The sequence below is a fragment of the Gilliamella sp. B14384G12 genome (genome assembly GCF_016101825.1).
Lineage (GTDB): Bacteria > Pseudomonadota > Gammaproteobacteria > Enterobacterales > Orbaceae > Gilliamella > Gilliamella apicola_N.
Genome location: NZ_JACFPU010000001.1, coordinates 321781 through 345500, shown reverse-complemented (window position 1 = coordinate 345500; position 23720 = coordinate 321781). Strand labels below are relative to the sequence as shown.

Here is a 23720-nt window from a genome sequence, read left to right as displayed (position 1 = left end):
AATCTGAAATTTTTTAACAAAGTATTGCTTTACATTAATACTACATCATATTGTTCTTGAATATAAAGTGGTTCAATTTTTACTTCAACTCTTTTACCAACAAAGACTTCAACTTCTGCTAGTGCATGTGATTCATCAATAGTTAAAGCATTAGCAACAGCAGATGAAGCGTATACTAAAAAATATTCAGAACGATGAGCTTTATATACTCTAACAATTTCACGTAGAATTTCATTGCAAACAGTTTCAACTGATTTCACTATCCCTCGTCCCTTACAAGCAGGACATTCTTCACATAAAATGTGCCCAATACTTTCACGAGTTCGTTTACGTGTCATTTCTACTAATCCCAATGTAGAAAATGAATTAATTGTCGTTCTGGCTCGATCTTTCGATAAAAAATCCTGCAATGATTGTAATACACGTTCTCGATGCAAATTTTCTTGCATATCGATAAAATCAATAATAATAATACCACCTAAATTGCGTAATCTTAATTGACGCGCAATAGCAATGGTTGCCTCTATATTAGTGTTAAAGATTGTCTCTTCTAAATTTCGATGACCAACAAATGCACCAGTATTAATATCAATTGTTGTCATGGCTTCGGTTTGGTCAATAATTAAATAACCACCCGATTTCAGTTTAACTTTGCGGTCTAATGCTCGTTGAATCTCATTTTCAGTATCATATAGATCAAATATTGGGATATTACCACGATAATGAAAGAGTTTATTAGTGACTTCAGGCATAAACTCTTGAGTAAAATCGACGAGAAGATCGTAAGTCAATTTAGAATCAACTAAAATACGTTCGATTGGATCACCAACAAAGTCTCTTAACACTCGCTGTGATAAAGCTAACTCACCATAAACTAGATTTTTACTGGTAGGACGAGCCATTCGTTCTTGAATTTTAGCCCATAGCCGTTTTAAAAAATTTGCATCTTGCTCAAGCTCATGAGCATTTGCACCCTCGGCAGCAGTTCTAACAATAAAACCACCGTCTGGGGTTACATATTGTTCAACAATATGTTTTAGCCTTTGACGCTCTTCTTCACTTTCTATGCGTTGAGAAGTAGCTACATGTGCAGAATTTTGACCTGGCATCAACACTAAATAACGTGATGGTAAAGTAATATCAGTTGTGAGTCGAGCGCCCTTAGTTCCTAAGGGATCTTTAACAACTTGTACCATTAAATCTTGTCCTTGACGGACTAGTTCAGAAATATCTTTTACTTGGAATTGCTCTTGTTCTGAATCTGACACACATTCAGTATGTGGCATGATATCTGATGCATGTAAAAATGCAGCCTTTTCAAGTCCAATATCGACAAATGCGGCCTGCATACCAGGTAAAATACGAATAATTTTTCCTTTATAAATATTACCGACAATACCTCGACGTGATTCACGATCAACGTGAATTTCTTGCAATACACCATCTTCAATATAAGCAACTCGTGTTTCAGACGGAGTTACGTTCATTAATAATTCAACAGACATACAGAAATATTCCCCTAATTAATTGCAAAGTTTTGTTTTATGCTTTGCAATAGCAGATATATCCATATCCATAAAAAGCCATCAACACAACTTGATAATAGTATATAAGGTGACATAGTAATTGTATGATAAATACTTACCTGAAATATAAAGATTAAAGCATTATAACATACCGAAATACCAAATAAGATAAAAGCCTGTTGCCATAAAGCTAAATTACTCAATAATTGGTATTTGAATACAAGTAAATAGGCAATTAAAGAATAGATGAAAGCATGTACACCTAATATTGTTCCCGAACATAAATCTATTATTAAACCGAAAACAAATGCAGTACCTATGCCAATCTGATAAGGAAGAGTAATTAACCAATAAGCGATAATTAATAAAAACAAATGTGGTTTAAATATATCATATGAAGGTGACCAAGGTATAATTTGAAAAAATAAGCCTATTAACAAAGTTAACCAAATAATTAATATGCTATTACGAGCCCTCATGTTTTACTCCTTGATCTCCCCATAGTAATAATAGATAGCGTAAACGTTTTAGATCGGCTGTCGGCGTTGCTGAAATAACCGGAGTTGAATCGCTAATATCAAGTTTGACAGAACTTACTACTGCAACAGGATAACCCTCAGGAAAACGACCATCTAGTCCAGAAGTTACTAATATGTCACCGACTTTGATATCAACATTATTTGGTAAAAAATCGAGCGTTAAATCATTACTGCATCCATTACCTACTGCCACCATAGAAATATCATTTCTTAATATTTGTACAGGTATTGCATGTTGATAATCACAAACTAAAATTGCCCGACTGGTTTTTTGAGCTGTTTCATAAATTTGTCCAACGATACCTTTATCATCAACGACAGGTTGACCAATATAAACACCGTCATTTTTACCTTTATTAATAACTACCTGATAAACATAAGGATCTGTATCAGCTAATATAACTTGAGCTGCCATTTTATGTTCATCATGTCTTAAAGGCGATCCTAGCAATTCTCTTAATCGATCGTTTTCATGTCTAAGATGCTCAAGCAATAACAGGTCTGTCTTTTTTTCAAGCAGTATATTATTTAAATTTGCATTTTCTTTTTCTAACGCTTCACGTGTCTTTGACATCTCATAAAGTGTGTCATAAGTCGCTTTTGGTGCATTTGAAATGTAATACAATGGCGAAATCATTGTATCTAAATAGTAACGAACCTCTTTAAACGGACGATAATTTAAATCTAATATTATCAATATAATAGATAATAGCAAAGATATAAATAACTGCACACTAAGAGGAGAACGTTTAGAAAAAAGTAATTTCATTATCCAGTACTTACCTGTTATATGCTTAAAATCTAATTAATTCAAGATATGACTCCGCCGACTATGTCGGCGGAAAAAGTGAAATGTTTATTAATTATCGATTTCATAAAAATTAAATTAATCAATAACTAGACAATAATTACTCTTCACTAAAGAGATCTCCTCCCTCCATATCAACCATATCAAGAGCTTTGCCACCACCTCGTGCTACACATGTAAGAGGATCTTCAGCAACAACCACATGAATACCGGTTTCAGCCGCTAGTAATTTATCAATATTACGTAATAGAGCACCACCGCCAGTTAACACCATACCATGTTCGGAAATATCGGAGGCCAGTTCAGGAGGACACTGTTCTAATGCAACTTTAACGGCACTTACGATACCACTTAGCGGTTCTTGAAGCGCTTCTAGAATTTCATTGGAATTTAAAGTAAAGCTACGAGGCACACCTTCGGCAAGATTTCGACCACGCACTTCAATCTCAAGAACTTCATCCCCTGGATACGCGCTTCCAATAACATGTTTAATTCGCTCAGCGGTTGCTTCACCAATTAACGCACCATAATTACGACGAACATAATTGATAATTGCCTCATCAAAACGGTCACCACCAATTCTTGCCGATGCAGAATAGACAACACCATTTAACGAAATAACAGCAACTTCAGTGGTACCACCGCCAATATCAACCACCATTGAACCAGTTGGCGATGAAACGGGTAAATCAGCACCAATAGCTGCTGCCATCGGCTCTTCAATTAAGTAAACTTCACGGGCACCTGCTCCTAATGCAGACTCACGGATAGCACGACGCTCAACTTGTGTTGCACCAACTGGCACACAAACTAAAACGCGAGGACTTGGTCTTAAAAAGCTATGACTATGCACTTGACGAATAAAATACTGTAACATCTTTTCAGTCACGGAAAAGTCAGCGATTACACCATCTTTCATTGGTCTAATCGCAGCAATATTGCCTGGAGTACGTCCTAACATCTGTTTCGCAGCCTGCCCAACAGCAGCGACACTTTTAGGTGTGCCTGTGCGATCTTGACGAATAGCGACAACTGAAGGTTCGTTTAGTACAATACCTTGACCTTTTACATAAATAAGGGTGTTAGCTGTACCTAAATCAATCGATAGATCATTTGAAAACAAGCCACGAACTTTTTTGAACATAATAAAAACTCTTCCTAGAAATAATCTTGTTTAAGTGTTAGTGAGTACTTGAAGCAAACTATAGGATAAAATACTTAATTTTAATTTTATATCGTATAAAATAGTATTCTAGTTATTTTTTAAAACCTGTTTGCTTCAATAACAATTAGGTTTATATATTGTATCGCAATTCTAAAATAATACCTAGAAAATAGTATAATAACAGTTTGTAAAGGAGAGATATATAATGACAAAATCTATTTTACAGTGTATGCTTCCGCGTTAATGTTGAGTTACTGCCTTATTATCACTTTAAAAGATTACTTTTTAGATATTAAGGATGCATTAAATTAATTGTTACTTATATCAAATAAACACGGTGTAATTCATGGATATACGCAAAATTAAAAAATTAATTGAATTAGTTGAAGAGTCAGGTATTTCAGAAATTGAAATCTCTGAAGGTGAAGAATCGGTTCGAATTAGTCGATCAATACCTACAACAAACTATTCAGCGCCAATACAAAACATTCAAATCCCTCAAGCAGCACCAGTTGTTGTTGCTCCTAACTCAGTTAGTGAAAGTGTGGCTGAAGCGGATCCTATTGCTCCAGCTCCAACAGGTACAACTATAAAATCACCAATGGTTGGAACGTTTTATCGCACGCCAAGCCCAGAGTCGAAAGCTTTTGTAGAAGTTGGTCAAACTGTCAATGTCGGTGATGTACTTTGTATCGTTGAAGCGATGAAAATGATGAACCAAATTGAATCTGAAAAAGCGGGTACAATTAAAGCTATTTTAGTTGAGAATGGTCAACCTGTTGAATTTGATCAGCCACTATTCATCATTGAGTAATATTAACTTATTTATAAGATTAAGAGATCGAATATGCTTGATAAAATTCTTATTGCTAACCGTGGAGAAATTGCTCTACGTATCCTACGAGCATGTAAAGAACTTGGAATTAAAACTGTCGCTGTTCATTCTTCGGCAGATAAAGATTTAAAACATGTATTACTTGCAGACGAAACTGTCTGTATTGGTCCAGCAGCTTCCGCTAAAAGCTACCTCAATATCCCCGCATTAATTTCTGCCGCCGAAGTTACTGGTGCAGCAGCAATTCATCCTGGATATGGTTTTTTATCAGAAAACGCTGACTTCGCCGAGCAAGTGGAACGTTCTGGATTTGTTTTTATTGGACCAAAACCTGAGACTATACGGTTAATGGGTGATAAAGTGTCAGCAATTCATGCCATGAAAAAAGCTGGCGTACCTTGTGTACCGGGTTCTGATGGTCCTTTAAGTAATGATATTGAAAATAATAAGCAGATCGCTAAACAAATAGGCTATCCGGTTATTATCAAAGCGTCCGGTGGTGGCGGTGGTCGTGGTATGCGTATTGTTCGGGAAGAAAAAGATCTTGAACAAGCAATTAAAATGACCAAATTAGAAGCAAAAACCGCTTTCAATAATGATATGGTTTATATGGAAAAATTCCTTGAAAATCCTCGTCATATTGAGATCCAAGTGCTTTCTGATGGTCAAGGTCATGCTATTTATTTAGGTGAACGTGATTGTTCAATGCAAAGACGTCACCAAAAAGTTGTTGAAGAAGCACCAGCGGTTGGCATTACCTCTAAAATGCGCAAATTCATTGGTGAACGCTGTGTTAATGCATGCATTGAAATTGGTTATCGTGGTGCAGGAACATTTGAATTCTTATTTGAAAATGGTGAATTTTATTTCATTGAAATGAATACGCGTATTCAGGTTGAACATCCAGTTACTGAAATGATAACAGGTGTGGATTTGATTAGAGAACAGATCTTAATTGCCGCAGGCAAACCTCTATCAATCAAACAAAGTGATATTGAAATCAAAGGTCATGCTATTGAATGCCGTATAAATGCCGAAGATCCTAAAACATTTATGCCTTCGCCTGGGAAAATTACTCGCTTTCATGCACCAGGTGGTTTTGGTATTCGTTGGGAATCACATATCTATGCAGGTTACACAGTACCACCTTACTATGATTCAATGATTGGTAAGCTAATTGCTTATGGTGAAACTCGTGATGTTGCTATTGCACGAATGAAAAACGCATTAGCTGAACTAGTGATTGATGGTATTAAAACAAATATTGATCTTCACATTGAAATTATGAATGATAAAGGTTTCCAAAAAGGTGGAACAAACATTCATTATTTAGAGAAAAAATTAGGCATTTATGAGTAACAAAAATAATCCCTATTATTTAGGGATTATTGCTTTTAATAAAGATGGATAGATACAAATGAAAAACTGGAAAAGAAGTGCTGAAGAAATTCTAACTATGGGGCCTGTTGTTCCTGTTATCGTTATTGAACGACTAGAAGATGCAGTACCATTAGCAAAAGCTTTAATTGCTGGTGGTGTAAAAGTTCTTGAAGTTACCCTACGAACAGAATGTGCGCTTGAAGCAATTAAAAAAATCATTAAAGAAGTTCCAGAAGCTGTAGTTGGTGCGGGTACAGTAACAAGTGTTGAGCAACTTAAACAAGTAACCGAAGCGGGAGTTGAATTTATTATTACTCCTGGCATAACTGACGCTATTTTAAAAGCAGCAGTTGAAGGACCTGTTCCAGTCATTCCCGGTATTGCGACTATTTCTGAATTATTAACAGCCCAAGAATATGGCTTAACTGCATTAAAATTCTTCCCAGCAGAAATCAATGGCGGCGTAGCTGCATTAAAAGCTTTTGCTGGTCCTTGTGGATATATGAAGTTTTGCCCTACTGGTGGTGTAAACCCTAAAAATTATCGAGACTATTTAGCGCTCAATAATGTACTTTGTGTTGGTGGAACTTGGTTTATTCCAACTGATGCTATTGCTAATGGTGATTTTGCTAAAATTACTCAAATGGCAAAAGAAGCAGTTGCTGGTGCCAAGTAACTATTTTCCGCCGATTTTATTCGGCGGTTGTTTTTCAGTTAATTTAACTTCTTAGCCCTCGCCCACTTTCAATGAGTCGCCATGCAATTATATAGAGCACGGTAACAAACAAAATTAACATTGAAAATGTGATCCATAGTGATACGTCGGTCACACCTAAAAAACCATAGCGAAAACCATTAATCATATAAACGATTGGATTTAGTTTTGATACCCATTGCCAAAAAGTGGGTAGCATGGTTATTGAGTAAAATACCCCGCCAAGATAAGTTAATGGCGTTAATACAAATGTTGGAATAATACTAATATCGTCAAAAGTCTTAGCAAATACGGCATTTAGTAAACCTGCTAATGAAAACAAAATTGAAGTTAATAATAAAGTGCAAATAACAAAGAGCCAAGAATGCACTTCAAGACGAACAAAAAATAACGATACTATCGTGACTAAAATTCCAGTTAAAATTCCACGTATCACACCACCACCAACATATCCCCAAATCAAAATATGCGTTGGTACTGGTGCAACCAATAATTCCTCAATATTACGTTGAAATTTAGCGCTAAAAAATGAAGAACAGACATTGGTATAAGAATTTGTAATTACAGACATCATGATTAAACCAGGAACAATAAATGACATATAACTAAAGCCACCCATATTCCCCACACGAGAACCAATTAAATTACCAAATATAATAAAATAAAGTGACATAGTGATAACTGGCGGTATCAATGTTTGCAACCAAATTCTTAAAAATCTCGTCACCTCTTTACGCCAAATACTTTTTAAGGCAATCCAATATAAATTACACATTATCAGCTCCTTTTGGATTATTATTGCGTAACAAATCAACAAATAACTCTTCTAATCGATTAGTCTTATTACGCACGCTAATCACTTTGACGTTTTGATGATTAAGTTGCTCAAACAACTGATTTAATCCACGTTGTTTATCAACTTTAACTTCTAACATGCCCGTATCAACATTTACATAACTATAATCTGTTATAACAATGGGTTCATTTGTTGGTACATAATCAATAATAATAGTTTCAGATTGGCTATTAGCTAATAATTCACGCATAGAAGAGTTCGCTATTAATTGACCATGTTGAATTATACCAATATTGCGACATAGCATTTCTGCTTCTTCTAGATAATGGGTAGTTAATATAATGGTAATGCCTTGACGATTGATTTCACGTAAAAAATCCCACATTGAGCGCCGCAACTCAATATCAACCCCCGCGGTTGGTTCATCAAGAATCAGTAATTTAGGCTCATGAACTAGTGCTCTTGCAATCATTAAACGTCTTTTCATACCACCAGATAACATGTTTGCTCGGCTATGGCGTTTATCCCATAAATCTAAAATTCTTAGATATTTTTCTGCACGTTCTAATGCTAATTTACGCGGCAATCCATAGTAGCCTCCTTGATTAGTGACAATCTGAATCACTTCTTCAAATTGGTTAAAATTAAATTCTTGTGGTACTAAGCCTAATTGCCTTTTGGCATTGACAATATCAGTATCTAAATCATAACCAAAAATTCGCACTTCACCTGAAGTTTTGGTTACTAGTGAGCTAATTATGCCAATAGTTGTTGATTTTCCGGCACCATTTGGACCAAGCAATGCATAAAAATCACCTGCTTGAACCGTTAAATCAATACCTTTTAATGCTTCTACACCATTTTTATAAATTTTTTTAAGCGCGACCAATTCAAGCGCAGGAATAGATGACATGGTAAAATCCTAATTGAATAAGTTATGATTGAAATTATATAAACTCAATTATTAATGAGCAGCAATATTGACAACATAATCAGCGGTTGTAAAGGTCTTTTTAGTTTTCTTTATATTGAATATAAATGAGTTATAATTTTCAACTTTTAGCGTACATTAATTTTAGCGAACCATTGGCCATATATATGTGGTCTTAATTTCTAATTAATATAGATAAATAATCACCTAAGGAATAAGTACTATGTTCAAAATTGGTTTAGTTTCTGTGTCTGATAGAGCGGCAAAAGGGATCTATGACGATGAAGGTATTCCATCATTAATATCTTGGTTACAATCAGCATTGAAAACTCCGTTTATTACCGAAAATCGAATAATTCCAGATGAACAACCTATTATTGAACAAACATTATGTGAATTCGTTGATAAACTACATTGTGATTTGATTCTAACTACTGGCGGTACAGGGCCTGCCATTAGAGATGTCACCCCTGATGCAACTTTAGCAATAGCTGATCGAGTTATGCCAGGATTTGGTGAACAGATGCGTCAAATTAGTTTGCATTTTGTACCTACTGCCATTCTTTCCAGACAAGTTGGCGTTATTCGCAAAAAATGTTTAATTTTGAACTTACCGGGTAGACCAAAATCGATAAAAGAGACACTTGAAGGTGTAAAAGATAGTGATGGCAAAATAATTGTTAATGGCATTTTTGCCAGTGTTCCTTATTGCTTAGAGTTATTAGAAGGACCTTACATTGAAACGCATGAGCAAATAGTAAAATCTTTTCGCCCTAAAAGCAGTAACAAATCGAATATTTGATTTTATGCAAATCTTATGCATAATTATGTTTAAAGAATTTAAAGTCTAAAACTTAGTAGTTTGATACTCAATTCATTTAAAAAAATGTTTATAAAACTCACTAATTAACTTAGATTTTTTACCGATATATTAAGCAACATAAAATTATTGCTGCTTTCACCTAAAACAGCAATCAATTAATCCTAAAGGAAAAATATGAAACAAGAAGATCTTACTAAAGCTTTTAAAGAAATGCTTCTACAAGAAAAGTTTAGTTCTCAAATAAGCATTGTGCAAGCTTTACAAGAGCAAGGATTTGATAACATTAATCAATCCAAAGTTTCACGGATGTTAACCAAATTTGGCGCGGTTAGAACGCGCAACGCAAAATCAGAAATGGTCTATTGCTTGCCGGCTGAAATGAGTGTGCCAACGGCCAGTAGTCCATTAAAAAATTTGGTTGTTGATATTGATTATAATAGCTCAATGGTAGTCATTCGTACCAGTCCAGGAGCTGCTCAACTTATCGCTCGCTTACTTGATTCAATTGGTAAATCAGAAGGCATTTTAGGTTCAATTGCAGGCGATGATACAATTTTTAGTACACCGACCAAATCTTGTACGGTCAAAAGTTTATATCAAACTATTATTCAACTATTTGAACAAGAATTATAACTATTGATATAGCAATTTAATATTTAATAAATAATTTTCCTATTTAACCTATTGACACATTTAGTAAAATCGTTAATTCTATATGGCACTTAAATTGTAACTTACGTTACGAGAACGAAGAGGCGCATTGCTCAGGTAGATTATTTTAGATACTGGAATCGGTGATAAATGATTGAGGGGATGCAATGCCGAGGTTTGATTGAGTATCCAGAAAGCAATCAAATCGACTGCAAGGGCTGAATCCCTTGGGTTGTCACCTTAACAGGTGGAGCGCTTCGCGGTTTGTACTTTTTAAATTATAACTGTAAATTGCACATACCCTCGCTCTAACTCTGTTAAAAATAAAATTTTTAATATGAGGAATCCATGGAAACATCATTTGTAATTGCTAAATTTGGTGGTACTAGTGTTGCTGATTATTCAGCAATGGTAAACAGTGCTAATATTGTTATTGCTAACCCTAGTGTAAAAGTTGTTGTATTATCCGCTTCTGCCGGTATTACGAACTTATTAGTTGCATTAGCTGAAGGCCGTGATGCGGAGGTTCGAGCTCAGCATTTAGCCAAAATTCAATCAATTCAATACAATATTTTAGAGCAACTCCCTGAAAACCCTACATTAAGAGCTGAAATTGATCGAATCATTGCAAATATAGCCTCTTTATCGGAAGCTGCAAGTTTAGCAACGTCACCAGCATTAACTGATGAGTTAGTCAGTCATGGTGAAATTATGTCTTCAAAACTTTTTGTTGAGATATTAAGAGAAAAACAAAAAAGTGCCGTATGGTTTGATGTACGTAAAGTTATGCGTACTGATGATAAATTTGGTAAAGCTCAACCTAAAATTGAAGAAATCAAACAGCTTTGTTGTGCACATTTAAAATCTTTAAATACTAATGCGCTAATTGTTACTCAAGGTTTTATTGGCAGTGAAAGTACAGGTAAGACGACAACATTAGGGCGCGGCGGAAGTGATTATACAGCAGCGTTACTTGGTGAAGCATTAAATGCAACGCAAATAGACATTTGGACTGATGTTGCAGGAATTTATACCAATGACCCACGTATTACGCCAGCGGCAAAAAGAATTGATGAAATATCTTTCGCGGAAGCTGCAGAAATGGCAACGTTTGGAGCAAAAGTTTTACATCCAGCAACGTTGGTTCCAGCAGTGCGAAGTAATATTCCTGTTTTTGTAGGTTCAAGCAAAGCACCACAAGATGGTGGCACAATTGTTTATAACACGAATAGTATCACTTCAAAATTACCTGTATTTAGGGCGCTAGCATTACGACGCAAACAGACATTACTAACCTTAACCAGTTTAAATATGCTGCATGCTCAAGGGTTTCTTGCTAGAGTATTTACTATATTAGCTAAACATAATATATCCGTTGATTTAGTTACCACATCCGAAGTCAGTATCGCTTTAACGATTGATACTACAGGCACTTGCACTAATGGTAACAGTTTATTAACAAAAGAATTATTTGATGAACTTTCAACTCTTTGTCATGTAGATGTTGAGGAAGATTTAGCTCTTATTGCCATCATTGGCAATAATCTAACGACGACAAAAGGTATAGCAAAAGAAGTATTCGGCGTATTAGATGATTTTGTTATAAGACTTTGTTGTTATGGCGCAAGCACTCACAATCTATGTCTGTTATCAAAAAGTAATGATGCAGAAGCAATTATCAAAATTTTACATAAATCTATTTTTGAATAACAACTCATTCAAAGGGAGAATTAATCTCCCTTCGACTTAAATCAAAGTGATTATTTAAAAGAAGCATGTTAAAAGTTTGAAAACGCAATAAAAGACCTTAACTTTTGTTACAAATAATTATAGAATATTCATCAATTACTATATGAATACGCTTTTATGCACTCAATTCATATAGTCATTCTTTAGTCTTAGGATTAAATCTTCTATCTCCATTTTATGACTGTTATTTATTAATATTTTTAAATTTTGATTTATTAATTTTAATCAATATTGTTAAAGCTATTACATTAAATATCAACATTTCTTAGATTTTTAAACTGTGTTTGTAAACTAAATTTAACCTTAATCAAACAAAGGAAATTATCATGGGTATTTTAAGTTGGGCTATTCTAGGATTAATTGCCGGTTGGATTGCAAAGTTTTTTATGCCACTTGGACGCGTAGGAGTATTTAAAACGATTTTATTAGGAATTGCAGGCGCCATCGTTGGTGGATATATAAGTACATTCTTTGGTTGGGGCTCTGTGACAGGATTTAATTTCCCTAGCTTGTTTATTTCAGTCTTAGGTGCAATATTGCTTATTTATATCTACCGCCTAATGAAATAATACTTTGTTTTACACAAAATTGGCGGGGATTACCCGCCAATTATTTATTAAAAAGTAAATTGAGATTATAATCGACTAGATACTTTCAACCATTTATTTCTGTAAACTTTAAGTTATATTTTACATTTCTTAAAATCTTTAATGAAGCGCCATATACCCCAACAAAGAGTTATAATGAAGAATGAAAGTAAAGATGAAATGAAAAATAAGAACAAACCATCTGTTATAGTAATAGGCCACTTAAATATTAAGTGAGATACAAACACAACAATATTTAAAATAATAAAAGAAGTCCAATATAGTTTTCTTTTAAAAGTATCTTTTGACCCACCTAATTCCAAAAATCCTCTACCAATTTCTTCAATGATAGATCCTACAATATCAACAATAAATTCGCCGGGCATATGATAAAATTATAATTGAAGTATATAGAAGCATTATAATAAATAATTTCGCGATAACCATATTTTTGTTATATTATTTAACAAACTTCATTAAACTAAACCTAAAGATTGTAATGTTAAAAATATTCAATACATTAACTCGAGAAAAAGAAACCTTTAAATCAATTCATCCCAATAAAATTGGACTCTATGTTTGTGGTGTCACTATTTATGACCTTTGTCATATTGGTCATGGTCGCACCTTTGTCGCATTTGATGTTGTAACACGTTATTTGCGCTTTTTAGGTTATCAATTAACTTATGTGCGCAATATCACCGATGTGGATGACAAAATTATAAAACGTGCTCTAGAAAACGGTGAAACCTGTGAACAACTAACCGAACGTATGTTACAAGAGATGTATGCCGATTTTGATGCACTCAATATTAAGCGCCCTGATGTCGAACCTCGTGCTACGCAGCAAATGCCACAGATTATTCAATTAATAGAAGAATTAATTGCAAAAGATCATGCTTATATTGCCGATAATGGTGATGTAATGTTTTCAGTTGATAGCGATCCAAATTACGGTATTTTGTCGCGTCAAAATTTGGAGCAACTTCAGGCTGGAGCGCGCGTTGATGTGGTTGATGTTAAACGTAATCCAATGGACTTTGTACTTTGGAAGATGTCAAAACCTAACGAGCCTAACTGGGATTCCCCATGGGGTAAAGGACGTCCAGGTTGGCATATTGAATGTTCTGCGATGAACAGTTTTCAATTAGGTAATCACTTTGATATTCATGGTGGGGGTTCAGATTTGATGTTTCCTCATCATGAAAATGAAATTGCTCAATCTACATGTGCCCATGATGGACAATATGTTAATTATTGGATGCATTCAGGGATGGTGATGATAGACCAAGAAAAGATGTCAAAATCACTTAATAATTTTTTCACTATTCGCGATGTATTAAAACACTATGATGCTGAAACTGTCCGTTACTTTTTACTGTCGGGTCATTATCGTAGTCAGCTTAATTACAGTGAGGAAAATTTAAAACAAGCAAGAATGGCTTTAGAGCGCCTTTATACAGCACTTCGTGATACTGATGCAAATTATCCATATACGACAAAAGAGAGCGATTATTACCGTCAATTCTGTAATGCGATGAACGATGACTTCAATACTCCTGAAGCTTATTCAACCTTATTTGATTTAGCCCGAGAAATCAATAAAGCTAAAGCTGATAACGATATGTCATTTGCCAACGAATTAGCGGCTGAATTACGTTATTTAGCAGCCGTACTTGGTTTACTTGAACAAGATCCAATAAAATTCTTACAAGGTAATCAGCAAGATGACGCCGATGCAGAATTAATTGAAGCATTAATAAAACAACGTAATGAAGCTCGTGCTAACAAAAATTGGGCTCAAGCTGATGAAGCGCGTGATAAACTTAACGCAATGAATATTGTGTTGGAAGATGGAGCAAATGGTACAACTTGGCGGAAAAAAAGTTAATCCATTAAGTTAACCTTACCATAATCGGTTATTATTTAAAAATACCCACTCTTTTGTGGGTATTTATTTTCATGCCTAAAAATTATAACTTTTTATCAATCGACGTTAGAATACCACGTAAAATATTCAGTTCTTGTTGTTCAATACGTGCCCGAGTAAATAATCTTCGCAAACGCCCCATAATTTGACCTGGATGATTGGCATTGATAAATTCTGTTTGCAATAAAGTTTGTTCTAAATGCTGATAAAAACGCTCAACATCGATATCTTTAGGGTATTCAGATGTATGTGTATTTAAATTTGCTGACTCTGATTGATTATCTTGCAAATTTAGCATTGACATGCGAATTTCATAACATAATACCTGTACTGACATAGCTAGATTCAAAGAACTGTACTGAGGATTAGCTGGAATACCAACATGAAAATGGCATTTTTGCAATTCATCATTGGTTAACCCCACTCGCTCACGACCAAAAACTAACGCAACTTGGGCATTAACAGCCTCACCAATGATTTTATCACCGCACTCTTTTGGTGTTAAATTAGGCCATTGTAAAGTGCGAGAACGAGCACTAGTACCTATCACAAGTGAACAATCAGCGATTGCCTCTTCTAAAGATGAAAAAATTATTGCATTTTTAATAATATCACTAGCACCTGCCGCTAATGAAATTGATTGTGAATCAGGCTTTATCACTGGATTGACTAAGCAAAGATTGGATAAACCCATGGTTTTCATTGCTCTGGCGGCAGACCCCATATTACCCGTGTGGGATGTTTCAACCAAAACAATCTTAACATTATCTAAATAGCTCACATCTTCCTCATTAAAAGATCTTATAAAAATAAATAAAAATAGTAGTTACCTACAGTATATAGTAAAGCAAAACAAAATGCAGGTTCATAGTCACATAGTCATAAAATACATGATTAATAAAATCTTTTTTTAGATTTAAATCACAAAAACTCATGTTAATAGCAAAGTTCTTATTGACGAAATAAAAATAATTTGCCAATGTATTAAAGGAAGCTTAAAAAATCAACTTAGTTGTTTGAAATTATAAAGGAGGTCGATTATGGCTTTAAGTATTACCAGTAAACAAATGGATATTACCCCCGCAATTCGTAGTTATTTAGAAGATAAATTTTCGAAGTTGGATAAATGGAGAGCGCTGTTAATCAATCCTCATTTTATATTATCTAAAGAGCCCGATGGATTTATCATTGATGCAACAATTGCCACCAAAGGAGCGCCACTAGTCGCATCGGCAAAACATATTGACATGTATGCAGCTATTAACGATCTTATTGGTAAACTTGAAAAACAACTGAATAAAATTCAACATAAAGGTGAAGCTCGTCGAGCAACGGAAAGTATTAAAGGTGCAATTTTGGAAGAAGAAATCTAATAAATAAAACGCTCTATTTTTTTAAAAGGTACTACGTTTAAGTAGTACCTTTATTTGTAGCTTGCTATAATACCGTTAACCTTTTAAAAAAATCTAATAAAAATGAAAGTAGATCACTTATTACCTTTACGAGATAAAATTAACGAACTTGATAAAACTCTTTTAGAACTGATTGCTAAACGTCGTGAGCTTTCGACACAAGTAATTAATACTAAAATTAAGGCAAATATACCCGTACGCGACATGGAACGTGAGCGTTCATTGATTAAATCACTAATTGAACATGGTAAAAAATATCATCTCGATGATATTTTTATCAAACATTTATATCAAATAATTATCGAAGATTCTGTACTTTTACAACAAAAAATCCTACAAGAAAAAATAAATCATGGTTCTATTACGACCGCAAAAATTGCTTTTCTAGGACCCATAGGATCTTATTCTCATTCAGCTGCTCGACGCTATGCTAGTGCCCATTTAGAACAGATAGTTGAATCAAGTTGTGCGACTTTTAAAGATGTTTTCGAACAAATAGAGAAAGGCGTTGTTGATTATGGTGTTGTACCAATTGAAAACTCAAGTTCCGGATCCATTAACGAAATTTATGATTTACTACAAAAAACGAATTTGCATATTATTGGCGAGTTATCACTACCGATTGATCACTGTATTTTGGCGCTTCCAAATACTCAATTAGATCAAATTGACACCGTATATAGTCATCCACAACCATTCCAACAATGTTCTCACTTTTTGGAGGGATATCCGCATTGGAAGATTGTCTTTTGCGATAGCACTTCATCAGCAATGGACATGGTTGCTAAGTCAAATAAGCCTAATTTTGCTGCTATGGGTAATAAAGATGGCGGTGAACTTTATGGATTACAAGTTCTTGAACATAGTTTTGCTAATCAAAAAGAGAATATCACTCGATTTATAGTGTTATCTCGTAAGCCAGTTCATGTATCTGATCAAATCCCAGCTAAAACCACAATATTAATGAAAACAGGTCAGCAAGCAGGTGCACTCGTTGATGCTCTTTCTGTGTTACGTAATCATAATATTGTCATGACTAAACTTGAATCTCGTCCAATTCATGGTACTCCATGGGAAGAGATGTTCTATATTGATCTACAAGGTAATCTTTATTCTGAAGAAATGCAAAACGCATTAAAACAGTTAGCAAAAATTACCTTATACACAAAAGTATTGGGTTGTTATCCAAGTGACACAATTACTGCTGTAATGTAATGCCTGTAACAATGCCCCCCTTTGCAAAGACTGTATTAAAATGGTATGAACAATACGGCAGAAAAACGCTACCATGGCAGATTGAGAAAACGCCTTATCATGTGTGGTTATCAGAAGTAATGTTGCAACAGACACAAGTTGCAACTGTTATCCCCTACTTTAATCATTTTATTAAGCTATTTCCAAAAATAACGGATTTAGCAAAAGCACCTATTGATGATGTATTACATCTTTGGACAGGGCTTGGTTATTATGCTCGTGCTCGTAACTTACACAAAGCAGCACAAGTTATTAATAATAAATTTAATGGGCTATTTCCAACCAAATTTGATGATGTAGTGGCTTTACCAGGAATTGGTCGTTCAACCGCTGGAGCAATTTTATCACTTTCACAAAATCAACATTACCCAATTTTAGATGGTAATGTAAAACGTGTTTTAACTCGATATTTTGCTGTTGAAGGATGGCCTGGTAATAAAACAATCGAAAATAAACTTTGGCAATTAAGTGAACAAGTTACGCCTGAACAAAATATTGCTAAATTTAATCAAGCAATGATGGATATTGGGGCAATGGTTTGTACTCGTACAAAGCCTAAGTGCACACAGTGCCCATTGCATGAAGATTGTATTGCTTATAAAACGGAAAGTTGGCAAAAATATCCAACACCAAAACCTAAAACAACCAAGCCAGAAAAATCGGCTTATTTTTTAATGTTAGAATACAATCGTGCCATTTGGTTAGAAAAAAGACCACCAACAGGTATATGGGGAGGGTTATATTGCCTACCAGAATTTTCAAGCGAGCAAGAGCTAAAAGCGTGGTTAGAAAAAAAAGGAATAGTATCAACTGAACCTAAACCATTAAACTCGTTCAGACATACATTTAGCCATTTTCATTTAAATATTACTCCAATTTATTGTGTTATTACCAATTTCACAAAATGTTGGGATGAATCTTCTGGCTATTGGTATAAACTTGAATCAGATAATACCAAAATAGGACTCGCTACACCCGTTTATAACTTATTAAAACAATCTGCTTAAAATTGCTGTCAAGCAGAGGCAATCTTATTTTTAATATATAATTCATCATTATTTTTTTGTAACATTTATTTTATGCAAAGCAAACAATCTCAAGGTTTATCCAGCTGGTTAGTTTTTTTAATGGCATTTGCTATTGGTGTAACTATTGCCAGCAATTATTATGCTCAACCACTACTACATTCAATTACTCATGATTTAAATATTGCAGTTGAGCATGCTGGCTCAATCATAATGGCAGCACAGTTTAGTTATGCTGTTGGTTTACTTTTTATCACACCTCTTGGTGATAAATTTGAGCGAAAACACTTAATTATTATTTTAATGGTATTATCCACCTGTGGGCTTATCGTTAGTGCTTTATCAAAAAATTTATGGATGCTAATAATAGGTACATCCATAACGGGGCTATTTTCAACCGTTGCACAAGTTTTAATTCCTTTTGCAGCTACCCTATCCAAACCGGAAAACCGTGGTAAAATCGTTGGCACTTTAATGAGTGGAATGTTACTTGGCATTTTACTGGGTAGAACTTTTGCTGGCACTATTTCAACTATTGCCGATTGGCATTACGTATATTGGATTGCCACAAGTATCATGGCTATTGTTACCCTATTACTTTGGATTTCACTGCCTACTTACCGTAATACAATTAATATCAATTATTTTCAACTATTATGGTCAATTGGCTCATTATACAAACAAGAACCTATCCTTAGAATTCGTTCATTGTTAGCAGTTATATCATTTGCATTGTTTTCTTTATTATGGACACCACTTGCTTTTTTATTAAGTAATGATCCTTATCACTACTCAGACTTTATTATTGGTCTATTCGGAATTGCTGGGGCGGCGGGTGCATTGGCTTCGCCTATAGTAGGTAAATTATCAGACAAAGGTAAAGGTTGGCTTGCTACCACAATAGGATTAGGTTTATTGCTGTTATCGTGGTTACCACTTTCATTGGCGCAATACTCAATCATTGCATTAATTTTAGGTGTGGTTATATTAGATTTTTCAGTGCAAGTCACACATGTTTCAAATATGAGTGCAATTTACCAAATAAGGCCTGAAGCTCGTAGCAGAATGAATACAGGTTACATGGTCTGTTATTTTATTGGTGGAATGCTTGGCTCTGTTGGTTCAACCTATTTATTTAGTCATTATGGCTGGATAGCAATTGTGGCATCAGGAACAATATTGGGGTTGATGGGGATCATTTGTTGGCTATTTTATACTAAAACGTATAGTTAACCTGAAACTTTTTTACAAATGAATTGATAATTAAATTATCATTTAGTTTCTAACTTTAAGTACAAGTAATTTATTATTCCTTGAAAAAAATTATTAGGCGTTGAGGGGAAAGTAGAAATGATAACAAAAACTTCTTTTCAAATAAGTAAACAAATGACCAAAATATCACATTTTTTTAATTTAAGTGCTCTTACATTTTACTCATTGAAATTGATAAAAAATTCTAAACTCAATTGAATTAAAACATTAATATTTACTTTTACTGATGAATAAACTAACTTAATACTTTTATTAAGTTACCTAAGGAGTCATTTATGGCTAAAATCTCTTTTCTCAATACTCCCTTTAGTATCAAAAATTTATCACTAAAAAATCGCATCGTAATGCCCCCTATGTGCCAATATCAAGCTACCGATGGCATGCCTAATGATTGGCATTTTGTTCACTATGTATCTCGAGCAATTGGTGGGGTAGGCTTAATTATTGTTGAAATGACGAATGTAGCGCCTAATGGTCGTATTTCACCAAATTGTCTTGGGTTATGGAATGATGAGCAGCGTGATCAATTTAAACGAATTGTTGATGCTGTACATGCTCAAAATGGTAAAATTGCTATCCAAATTGCTCATGCAGGTCGAAAAGCTTTAGGAGCTTCAGATGTTGTCTCTTGTTCACCTATTCTTTATGATGGTTCCAACGAAGCTAATCCAAAATGGCAGTATCAAATGCCAAGAGAATTATCAAAAGATGAAATTATTGATATCATTCAAAAGTTTAAAGAATCAACAAAACGGGCAGTTGAAGCAGGTTTTGACGCCATAGAAATTCATGGCGCTCATGGGTATTTAATTCATCAATTCAGCTCACCAAAAACTAATCACAGAACCGATGAATACGGTCAAGATAAATTATTATTTGGTGAACAAGTTATACAAGCAGTTAAATCTGTAATGCCTAGCAATATGCCACTTATTATCCGTTTTTCTGCGCAAGAGTATAGTAAAAATGGCTATGATATAGAATATGGACGTAAAATAGCAAAACGTTTCGCTGATGCAGGCGCTGACATTTTGGATGTAAGTGGTGGTGGCGATGGGCAATTAGATCCAGCTCATACACCGCAGTTTCATGCTGGATATCAAGTATATTTGGCTCGTGCGATCAAACAAGCAATCAATTTACCTGTAATAGCTGTTGGTATGTTAGAAGATCCATACCTAGCAGATTATGTATTAAGTACTGGGGATGCTGACTTAGTGGCAATTGGACGAGGATTATTAAAAGACCCATATTGGGCGATACATGTACCCTCTTCACCATTTGTACCAACTTCTTATCAAGTTGCTTTCAAATAACTCAATTATTATTAAATCCTGTAAAAATTTTGCAGGATTTAAATATTTGGATTCGATTAAATATGCATTGCGTATTTAATAAGTTGTTTTTTCAAGGGTGAACAATTGTTTATAGCATTCATGCCCGCAGTTCTTAACATTTTTTTCAAAACGTTATCACCATTAAACATGTCTTGAATAGTTCGCATCGCAGTTAACATTACTAACGTATCTTTACGGCGAGTAAATTGGAAAGATTTTAAATTATCAGCAAGTCCTATATCTTTGTGTTTATCATGTAATTGCTTAATTGTCGAAACTAATAAAGCTGAATCCTGAAAACCTAAATTCACTCCCTGCCCAGCCAAAGGATGGATAGTATGTGCGGCATCACCAATAAGTACTGTTCGATGTTTAACAAATTGTTTGGCAAAACGCGCTTTTAGCGGAAAGACCATCCGTTGATTAATTAATTGGCATTTACCTACTTTATCGCCCGTTAATTTAAACAGTTCTTGGCAGAACTCTGATTCTGTAAGCGCTGTTAAAATCGTTGCTTGGTTAGGTTTAGTTGACCATACCAAGCAACTTTTATTTGCTTGCCAAAGTGGTAAAAAAGCAACAATACCATTTGGATAAAAAATTTGTTTAGCACAAGATTGGTGAGGGTATTGAGTTTCAACGGTTGTAATTACTGCGTGATGAAGATAGTTACGTTCAAAAACTGAAATTTTTTCATGTTTACGCAACCAAGAGTGTGCACCATCAGCGCCAATAATAAGTTTAGCTTGTAAAATAGTATTATCTGCCAAGGTTAAAAAAGCATAATCGTCATTATAACAATTATCGATAGCAGCAAGATTAAAAATTGTTATATTGTGATTTTCTTTAGCAAAGTGATACAAACAGTGAGAGATCAGATTATTTTCGATGATATAGCCTAGATTTGGATAACCATAATCTTTTGCGTGAGCTGAAAGATGCGCTATACCGTTTTTTTCCCATACTCCTATTTCGGTAAAGTCTTGCACACGATGACTATTTAATAAATCATCCCAAATGCCTATTTGAGAAAAATACCTTTGGCTAGCACCATTAATTGCTGAAGCCCTTATGCCGATTTCATTTTGTAGAAAAGATTCATTGTGATGAACCTTAGCATCTATAATCGCTATCTTCAAATCATATTGACTAAGTGCACAAGCTGTTGCTAACCCAACTAAACCACCGCCAACGATTACAATATCAAAGTGAGTATCCATACTAATCAATCGTTACTTATTATCTTTCTTTAATTCAATTTCATCGTCATTCATCGCTTTTTTGAAGCTTTTTAATGCGAAACCAAGATCTGAACCTAAATTACGCAATTTTTTAGTACCAAATAATAGAACAACCACAGCAAGAAACACTAAAAGGTGTGGGATACTAAATGACATAATAAAATCCTCTTAATTAACTACTCTTATCTATTTAAACTTTATTCTTAGACGTAAGTTTTAATGGGATTTCATTATACTCTTTTTGTGAAAGGATTTCATAACTAGATTATGGATAAAAAAAGACCTGTATAAAACTATACAGGCCAACATGAAATATAAGGAATATAAGGAAAGAAAACAATGAAAAATCCTTACCCTGCTTATTATCCATTTTTTTTCGCTTTAGTCAACGTTTTTATTTGTTTTTTTGTTTTATAAAAACGAATCGCTAAAAAAACGAACAAAATATTAAAAATCATGTCACTAAAATGGATTACCAATGAAATTCAGCTCTTTCATTAATTAGATAAATATCAAAAAAAAGGTAAAAAAACGTTATTACTCATAAAAATAATATAAATATCGTGCAAAACTACAGATTTAAAGCGGAAAAAAACTATTCAAAGGTTTTTTTCTAAATATTGGTTCAAAAACCTAAAACCGTAAAAAAAAGGATTAATCGCGATATAACACGAATTAAAAACATTAAATCGAAGAAAAACACATTAAAACACATATTATTCCCAATACCGTGTATATAAAAGTTAAAAAATATGCACTATAATTACCATACGGATGAAAAAAAGAAAAACGAGACAGAAATGAATATGATCAAAAATAAAAATGTCAAAACCTTCAAAGACAGACTATATAATTCAATGCAAGGTTTATCTGTTTCTGCTTTTGCGAAAAAATGTGATATGTCAGAAACTGTTATCAGGGATTATTTGTCAGGAAAAACCTATCCCTCACTTACTCGTCTAGAGGTAATTGCTGAGAAATGTAATGTTTCATTTAACTGGCTTGCCACGGGTTACAGACTTGAAGTATTTGACCCAAAAGACGATGACGATGATGTATATAATGAAAATATTTATCGTATTCCTGTTTATAAAAAACAATTACCAACCAAAGAAGAAGCACAGTATCAACGCTATATTAGAGAAACACCACCTGTAATGAATTATCCAGTTGTGGAAGGTTGGGCATCTCATCGTGGCTTAGATATAAAAAAATTAATTATCTATTGGGCAAAAGGTGATTTAATGTCGCCTGAAATTGAAAATAATAACGGACTTATTATAAACACGGATATAACGGAGATGGTTGATGGAGCAATATATTTAATCGAATATGAAAATTTTACCTTGTTAAGAAAAATACGCCTAACTTTGAGTAGTTGGATTTTAATATGTAACAATGAACAATATCCAACAATAGAAGTACCTAAAGCTCATTTTGATAAGTACAATATAGTTGGTCGTGTTGTACAAATCATTAAAGACGTTTTTTAAACCAATAAATAGAAATCTACTGTTTTTCAATATATAATTGCTAAAGTGAGGAAATATTAACCAGACATTTTCCTCACTATTTTTTTATGTTCATAAATCCTTTAATGACAGGTAGATAGCTAAGCAATGTTTATTTAAAATTTCACTTAAATTTGGGTATCAGGATGAATTATATCCATTAGCCTTAATCTCATATTCCATATATCATTGATATATTTACCAATAAAATATCATTTTACTAATTAGGTCTA

Annotated in this window: 23 protein-coding genes and 1 riboswitch; of the genes, 14 read left to right on the top strand and 9 right to left on the bottom strand. The window is 34.0% G+C overall.

Annotated elements, in window-relative coordinates; translation table 11 throughout:
• Positions 1–29: 29 nt before the first annotated feature.
• The 4 genes from rng to H3S73_RS01545 form a co-directional block, all read right to left on the bottom strand.
• On the bottom strand, positions 30–1505 hold the full coding sequence (gene rng / locus H3S73_RS01560) for a ribonuclease G (RefSeq protein ID WP_198227033.1): 1476 nt from the start codon (positions 1503–1505) through the stop codon (positions 30–32).
• A gap of 14 nt (positions 1506–1519) precedes the next feature.
• A complete protein-coding gene (mreD, locus tag H3S73_RS01555; protein WP_198227031.1) occupies positions 1520–2005 on the bottom strand; it encodes a rod shape-determining protein MreD in 486 nt (161 codons plus the stop codon).
• A complete protein-coding gene (gene mreC / locus H3S73_RS01550; protein WP_065738691.1) occupies positions 1992–2834 on the bottom strand; it encodes a rod shape-determining protein MreC in 843 nt (280 codons plus the stop codon). The genes mreD and mreC overlap by 14 nt, the downstream gene beginning before the upstream one ends.
• Before the next feature lie 139 nt (positions 2835–2973).
• Positions 2974–4017: a rod shape-determining protein gene (locus tag H3S73_RS01545; protein WP_198227029.1), complete on the bottom strand. Its 1044-nt coding sequence runs from the start codon at positions 4015–4017 to the stop codon at positions 2974–2976.
• Positions 4018–4384: 367 nt separating this feature from the next.
• Here H3S73_RS01545 and accB point away from each other — a divergent pair, with 367 nt between their 5' ends.
• Genes accB through H3S73_RS01530 form a run of 3 tightly spaced genes read left to right on the top strand, consistent with a single transcriptional unit; the run spans position 4385 to position 6929 of the window.
• On the top strand, positions 4385–4852 hold the full coding sequence (gene accB, locus H3S73_RS01540; RefSeq protein WP_039127285.1) for an acetyl-CoA carboxylase biotin carboxyl carrier protein: 468 nt from the start codon (positions 4385–4387) through the stop codon (positions 4850–4852).
• 33 nt (positions 4853–4885) lie between these two features.
• Positions 4886–6232 carry an acetyl-CoA carboxylase biotin carboxylase subunit gene (accC, locus tag H3S73_RS01535; protein WP_039127287.1) on the top strand — a complete coding sequence of 449 codons (1347 nt, stop codon included), beginning with the start codon at positions 4886–4888 and terminating at the stop codon, positions 6230–6232.
• A 58-nt stretch (positions 6233–6290) separates the two neighbouring features.
• Positions 6291–6929, top strand: a complete 639-nt coding sequence (locus H3S73_RS01530) for a bifunctional 4-hydroxy-2-oxoglutarate aldolase/2-dehydro-3-deoxy-phosphogluconate aldolase (protein ID WP_039127290.1) — start codon at positions 6291–6293, stop codon at positions 6927–6929.
• 43 nt (positions 6930–6972) lie between these two features.
• Here H3S73_RS01530 and H3S73_RS01525 read toward each other — a convergent pair whose 3' ends face one another.
• Entirely contained in the window at positions 6973–7743 is a 771-nt protein-coding gene (locus tag H3S73_RS01525; protein ID WP_065738688.1) for an ABC transporter permease, read from the bottom strand.
• Positions 7736–8677 (bottom strand): ABC transporter ATP-binding protein, encoded by a 942-nt coding sequence (locus H3S73_RS01520; RefSeq protein ID WP_198235724.1) that lies wholly within the window; start codon positions 8675–8677, stop codon positions 7736–7738. Before H3S73_RS01520 ends, H3S73_RS01525 begins: the two co-directional genes overlap by 8 nt.
• Before the next feature lie 241 nt (positions 8678–8918).
• Here H3S73_RS01520 and mog point away from each other — a divergent pair, with 241 nt between their 5' ends.
• The 5 genes from mog to cysS all read left to right on the top strand — a co-directional run bounded on the left by mog (position 8919) and on the right by cysS (position 14396).
• Positions 8919–9497: a molybdopterin adenylyltransferase gene (mog, locus tag H3S73_RS01515; RefSeq protein WP_198235723.1), complete on the top strand. Its 579-nt coding sequence runs from the start codon at positions 8919–8921 to the stop codon at positions 9495–9497.
• A gap of 195 nt (positions 9498–9692) precedes the next feature.
• Positions 9693–10151, top strand: a complete 459-nt coding sequence (gene argR / locus H3S73_RS01510) for a transcriptional regulator ArgR (RefSeq protein WP_039127302.1) — start codon at positions 9693–9695, stop codon at positions 10149–10151.
• A 109-nt stretch (positions 10152–10260) separates the two neighbouring features.
• A riboswitch (Lysine riboswitch) is annotated at positions 10261–10435 on the top strand.
• 82 nt (positions 10436–10517) lie between these two features.
• Positions 10518–11879, top strand: coding sequence for a lysine-sensitive aspartokinase 3 (gene lysC / locus H3S73_RS01505; RefSeq protein ID WP_086327596.1), 1362 nt, complete (start codon positions 10518–10520; stop codon positions 11877–11879).
• 365 nt (positions 11880–12244) lie between these two features.
• Positions 12245–12487, top strand: a complete 243-nt coding sequence (locus tag H3S73_RS01500; protein ID WP_039127307.1) for a GlsB/YeaQ/YmgE family stress response membrane protein — start codon at positions 12245–12247, stop codon at positions 12485–12487.
• 517 nt (positions 12488–13004) lie between these two features.
• A complete protein-coding gene (gene cysS / locus H3S73_RS01495; protein WP_144091537.1) occupies positions 13005–14396 on the top strand; it encodes a cysteine--tRNA ligase in 1392 nt (463 codons plus the stop codon).
• Between the two features lie 82 nt (positions 14397–14478).
• Here the strand turns inward: cysS and trmJ are convergent, their stop codons facing one another.
• Positions 14479–15216, bottom strand: coding sequence for a tRNA (cytosine(32)/uridine(32)-2'-O)-methyltransferase TrmJ (gene trmJ, locus H3S73_RS01490; RefSeq protein WP_198235722.1), 738 nt, complete (start codon positions 15214–15216; stop codon positions 14479–14481).
• Between the two features lie 259 nt (positions 15217–15475).
• Here trmJ and raiA point away from each other — a divergent pair, with 259 nt between their 5' ends.
• From raiA to H3S73_RS01465, 5 genes are all read left to right on the top strand, one after another.
• The gene (raiA, locus tag H3S73_RS01485; protein WP_086326699.1) at positions 15476–15808 is read left to right on the top strand and encodes a ribosome-associated translation inhibitor RaiA; all 333 of its coding nucleotides are present in this window, start codon (positions 15476–15478) and stop codon (positions 15806–15808) included.
• A gap of 102 nt (positions 15809–15910) precedes the next feature.
• On the top strand, positions 15911–17062 hold the full coding sequence (gene pheA, locus H3S73_RS01480; protein ID WP_198235721.1) for a bifunctional chorismate mutase/prephenate dehydratase: 1152 nt from the start codon (positions 15911–15913) through the stop codon (positions 17060–17062).
• Positions 17063–17073: 11 nt separating this feature from the next.
• Positions 17074–18108 carry an A/G-specific adenine glycosylase gene (mutY, locus tag H3S73_RS01475; RefSeq protein ID WP_198235720.1) on the top strand — a complete coding sequence of 345 codons (1035 nt, stop codon included), beginning with the start codon at positions 17074–17076 and terminating at the stop codon, positions 18106–18108.
• A 72-nt stretch (positions 18109–18180) separates the two neighbouring features.
• Positions 18181–19359, top strand: a complete 1179-nt coding sequence (locus H3S73_RS01470) for an MFS transporter (RefSeq protein WP_198235719.1) — start codon at positions 18181–18183, stop codon at positions 19357–19359.
• Between the two features lie 314 nt (positions 19360–19673).
• Positions 19674–20714, top strand: a complete 1041-nt coding sequence (locus H3S73_RS01465) for an NADH:flavin oxidoreductase/NADH oxidase (RefSeq protein WP_198235718.1) — start codon at positions 19674–19676, stop codon at positions 20712–20714.
• A 56-nt stretch (positions 20715–20770) separates the two neighbouring features.
• Here the strand turns inward: H3S73_RS01465 and H3S73_RS01460 are convergent, their stop codons facing one another.
• Together H3S73_RS01460 and tatA are read right to left on the bottom strand one after the other, a co-directional pair.
• Positions 20771–21955: an FAD-dependent monooxygenase gene (locus H3S73_RS01460; protein WP_198235717.1), complete on the bottom strand. Its 1185-nt coding sequence runs from the start codon at positions 21953–21955 to the stop codon at positions 20771–20773.
• A gap of 12 nt (positions 21956–21967) precedes the next feature.
• Positions 21968–22132, bottom strand: a complete 165-nt coding sequence (gene tatA, locus H3S73_RS01455; RefSeq protein ID WP_051516275.1) for a twin-arginine translocase TatA/TatE family subunit — start codon at positions 22130–22132, stop codon at positions 21968–21970.
• A 644-nt stretch (positions 22133–22776) separates the two neighbouring features.
• Between tatA and H3S73_RS01450 the strand changes: the two genes are divergently transcribed.
• Positions 22777–23469, top strand: a complete 693-nt coding sequence (locus H3S73_RS01450; RefSeq protein ID WP_039127328.1) for a LexA family transcriptional regulator — start codon at positions 22777–22779, stop codon at positions 23467–23469.
• Positions 23470–23720: the final 251 nt, after the last annotated feature.

Coding starts and splice junctions, on each gene's coding strand:
- H3S73_RS01545 (WP_198227029.1), bottom strand. CDS start 4,017: ATGTTCAAAAAAGTTCGTGGCTTGTTTTCAAATGATCTATCGATTGAT.
- mutY (WP_198235720.1), top strand. CDS start 17,074: ATGCCCCCCTTTGCAAAGACTGTATTAAAATGGTATGAACAATACGGC.
- argR (WP_039127302.1), top strand. CDS start 9,693: ATGAAACAAGAAGATCTTACTAAAGCTTTTAAAGAAATGCTTCTACAA.
- tatA (WP_051516275.1), bottom strand. CDS start 22,132: ATGTCATTTAGTATCCCACACCTTTTAGTGTTTCTTGCTGTGGTTGTT.
- lysC (WP_086327596.1), top strand. CDS start 10,518: ATGGAAACATCATTTGTAATTGCTAAATTTGGTGGTACTAGTGTTGCT.
- raiA (WP_086326699.1), top strand. CDS start 15,476: ATGGCTTTAAGTATTACCAGTAAACAAATGGATATTACCCCCGCAATT.
- rng (WP_198227033.1), bottom strand. CDS start 1,505: ATGTCTGTTGAATTATTAATGAACGTAACTCCGTCTGAAACACGAGTT.
- H3S73_RS01530 (WP_039127290.1), top strand. CDS start 6,291: ATGAAAAACTGGAAAAGAAGTGCTGAAGAAATTCTAACTATGGGGCCT.
- mreC (WP_065738691.1), bottom strand. CDS start 2,834: ATGAAATTACTTTTTTCTAAACGTTCTCCTCTTAGTGTGCAGTTATTT.
- H3S73_RS01450 (WP_039127328.1), top strand. CDS start 22,777: ATGAATATGATCAAAAATAAAAATGTCAAAACCTTCAAAGACAGACTA.
- pheA (WP_198235721.1), top strand. CDS start 15,911: ATGAAAGTAGATCACTTATTACCTTTACGAGATAAAATTAACGAACTT.
- mreD (WP_198227031.1), bottom strand. CDS start 2,005: ATGAGGGCTCGTAATAGCATATTAATTATTTGGTTAACTTTGTTAATA.
- H3S73_RS01465 (WP_198235718.1), top strand. CDS start 19,674: ATGGCTAAAATCTCTTTTCTCAATACTCCCTTTAGTATCAAAAATTTA.
- H3S73_RS01525 (WP_065738688.1), bottom strand. CDS start 7,743: ATGTGTAATTTATATTGGATTGCCTTAAAAAGTATTTGGCGTAAAGAG.
- H3S73_RS01460 (WP_198235717.1), bottom strand. CDS start 21,955: ATGGATACTCACTTTGATATTGTAATCGTTGGCGGTGGTTTAGTTGGG.
- H3S73_RS01470 (WP_198235719.1), top strand. CDS start 18,181: ATGCAAAGCAAACAATCTCAAGGTTTATCCAGCTGGTTAGTTTTTTTA.
- H3S73_RS01500 (WP_039127307.1), top strand. CDS start 12,245: ATGGGTATTTTAAGTTGGGCTATTCTAGGATTAATTGCCGGTTGGATT.
- accB (WP_039127285.1), top strand. CDS start 4,385: ATGGATATACGCAAAATTAAAAAATTAATTGAATTAGTTGAAGAGTCA.
- accC (WP_039127287.1), top strand. CDS start 4,886: ATGCTTGATAAAATTCTTATTGCTAACCGTGGAGAAATTGCTCTACGT.
- mog (WP_198235723.1), top strand. CDS start 8,919: ATGTTCAAAATTGGTTTAGTTTCTGTGTCTGATAGAGCGGCAAAAGGG.
- cysS (WP_144091537.1), top strand. CDS start 13,005: ATGTTAAAAATATTCAATACATTAACTCGAGAAAAAGAAACCTTTAAA.
- H3S73_RS01520 (WP_198235724.1), bottom strand. CDS start 8,677: ATGTCATCTATTCCTGCGCTTGAATTGGTCGCGCTTAAAAAAATTTAT.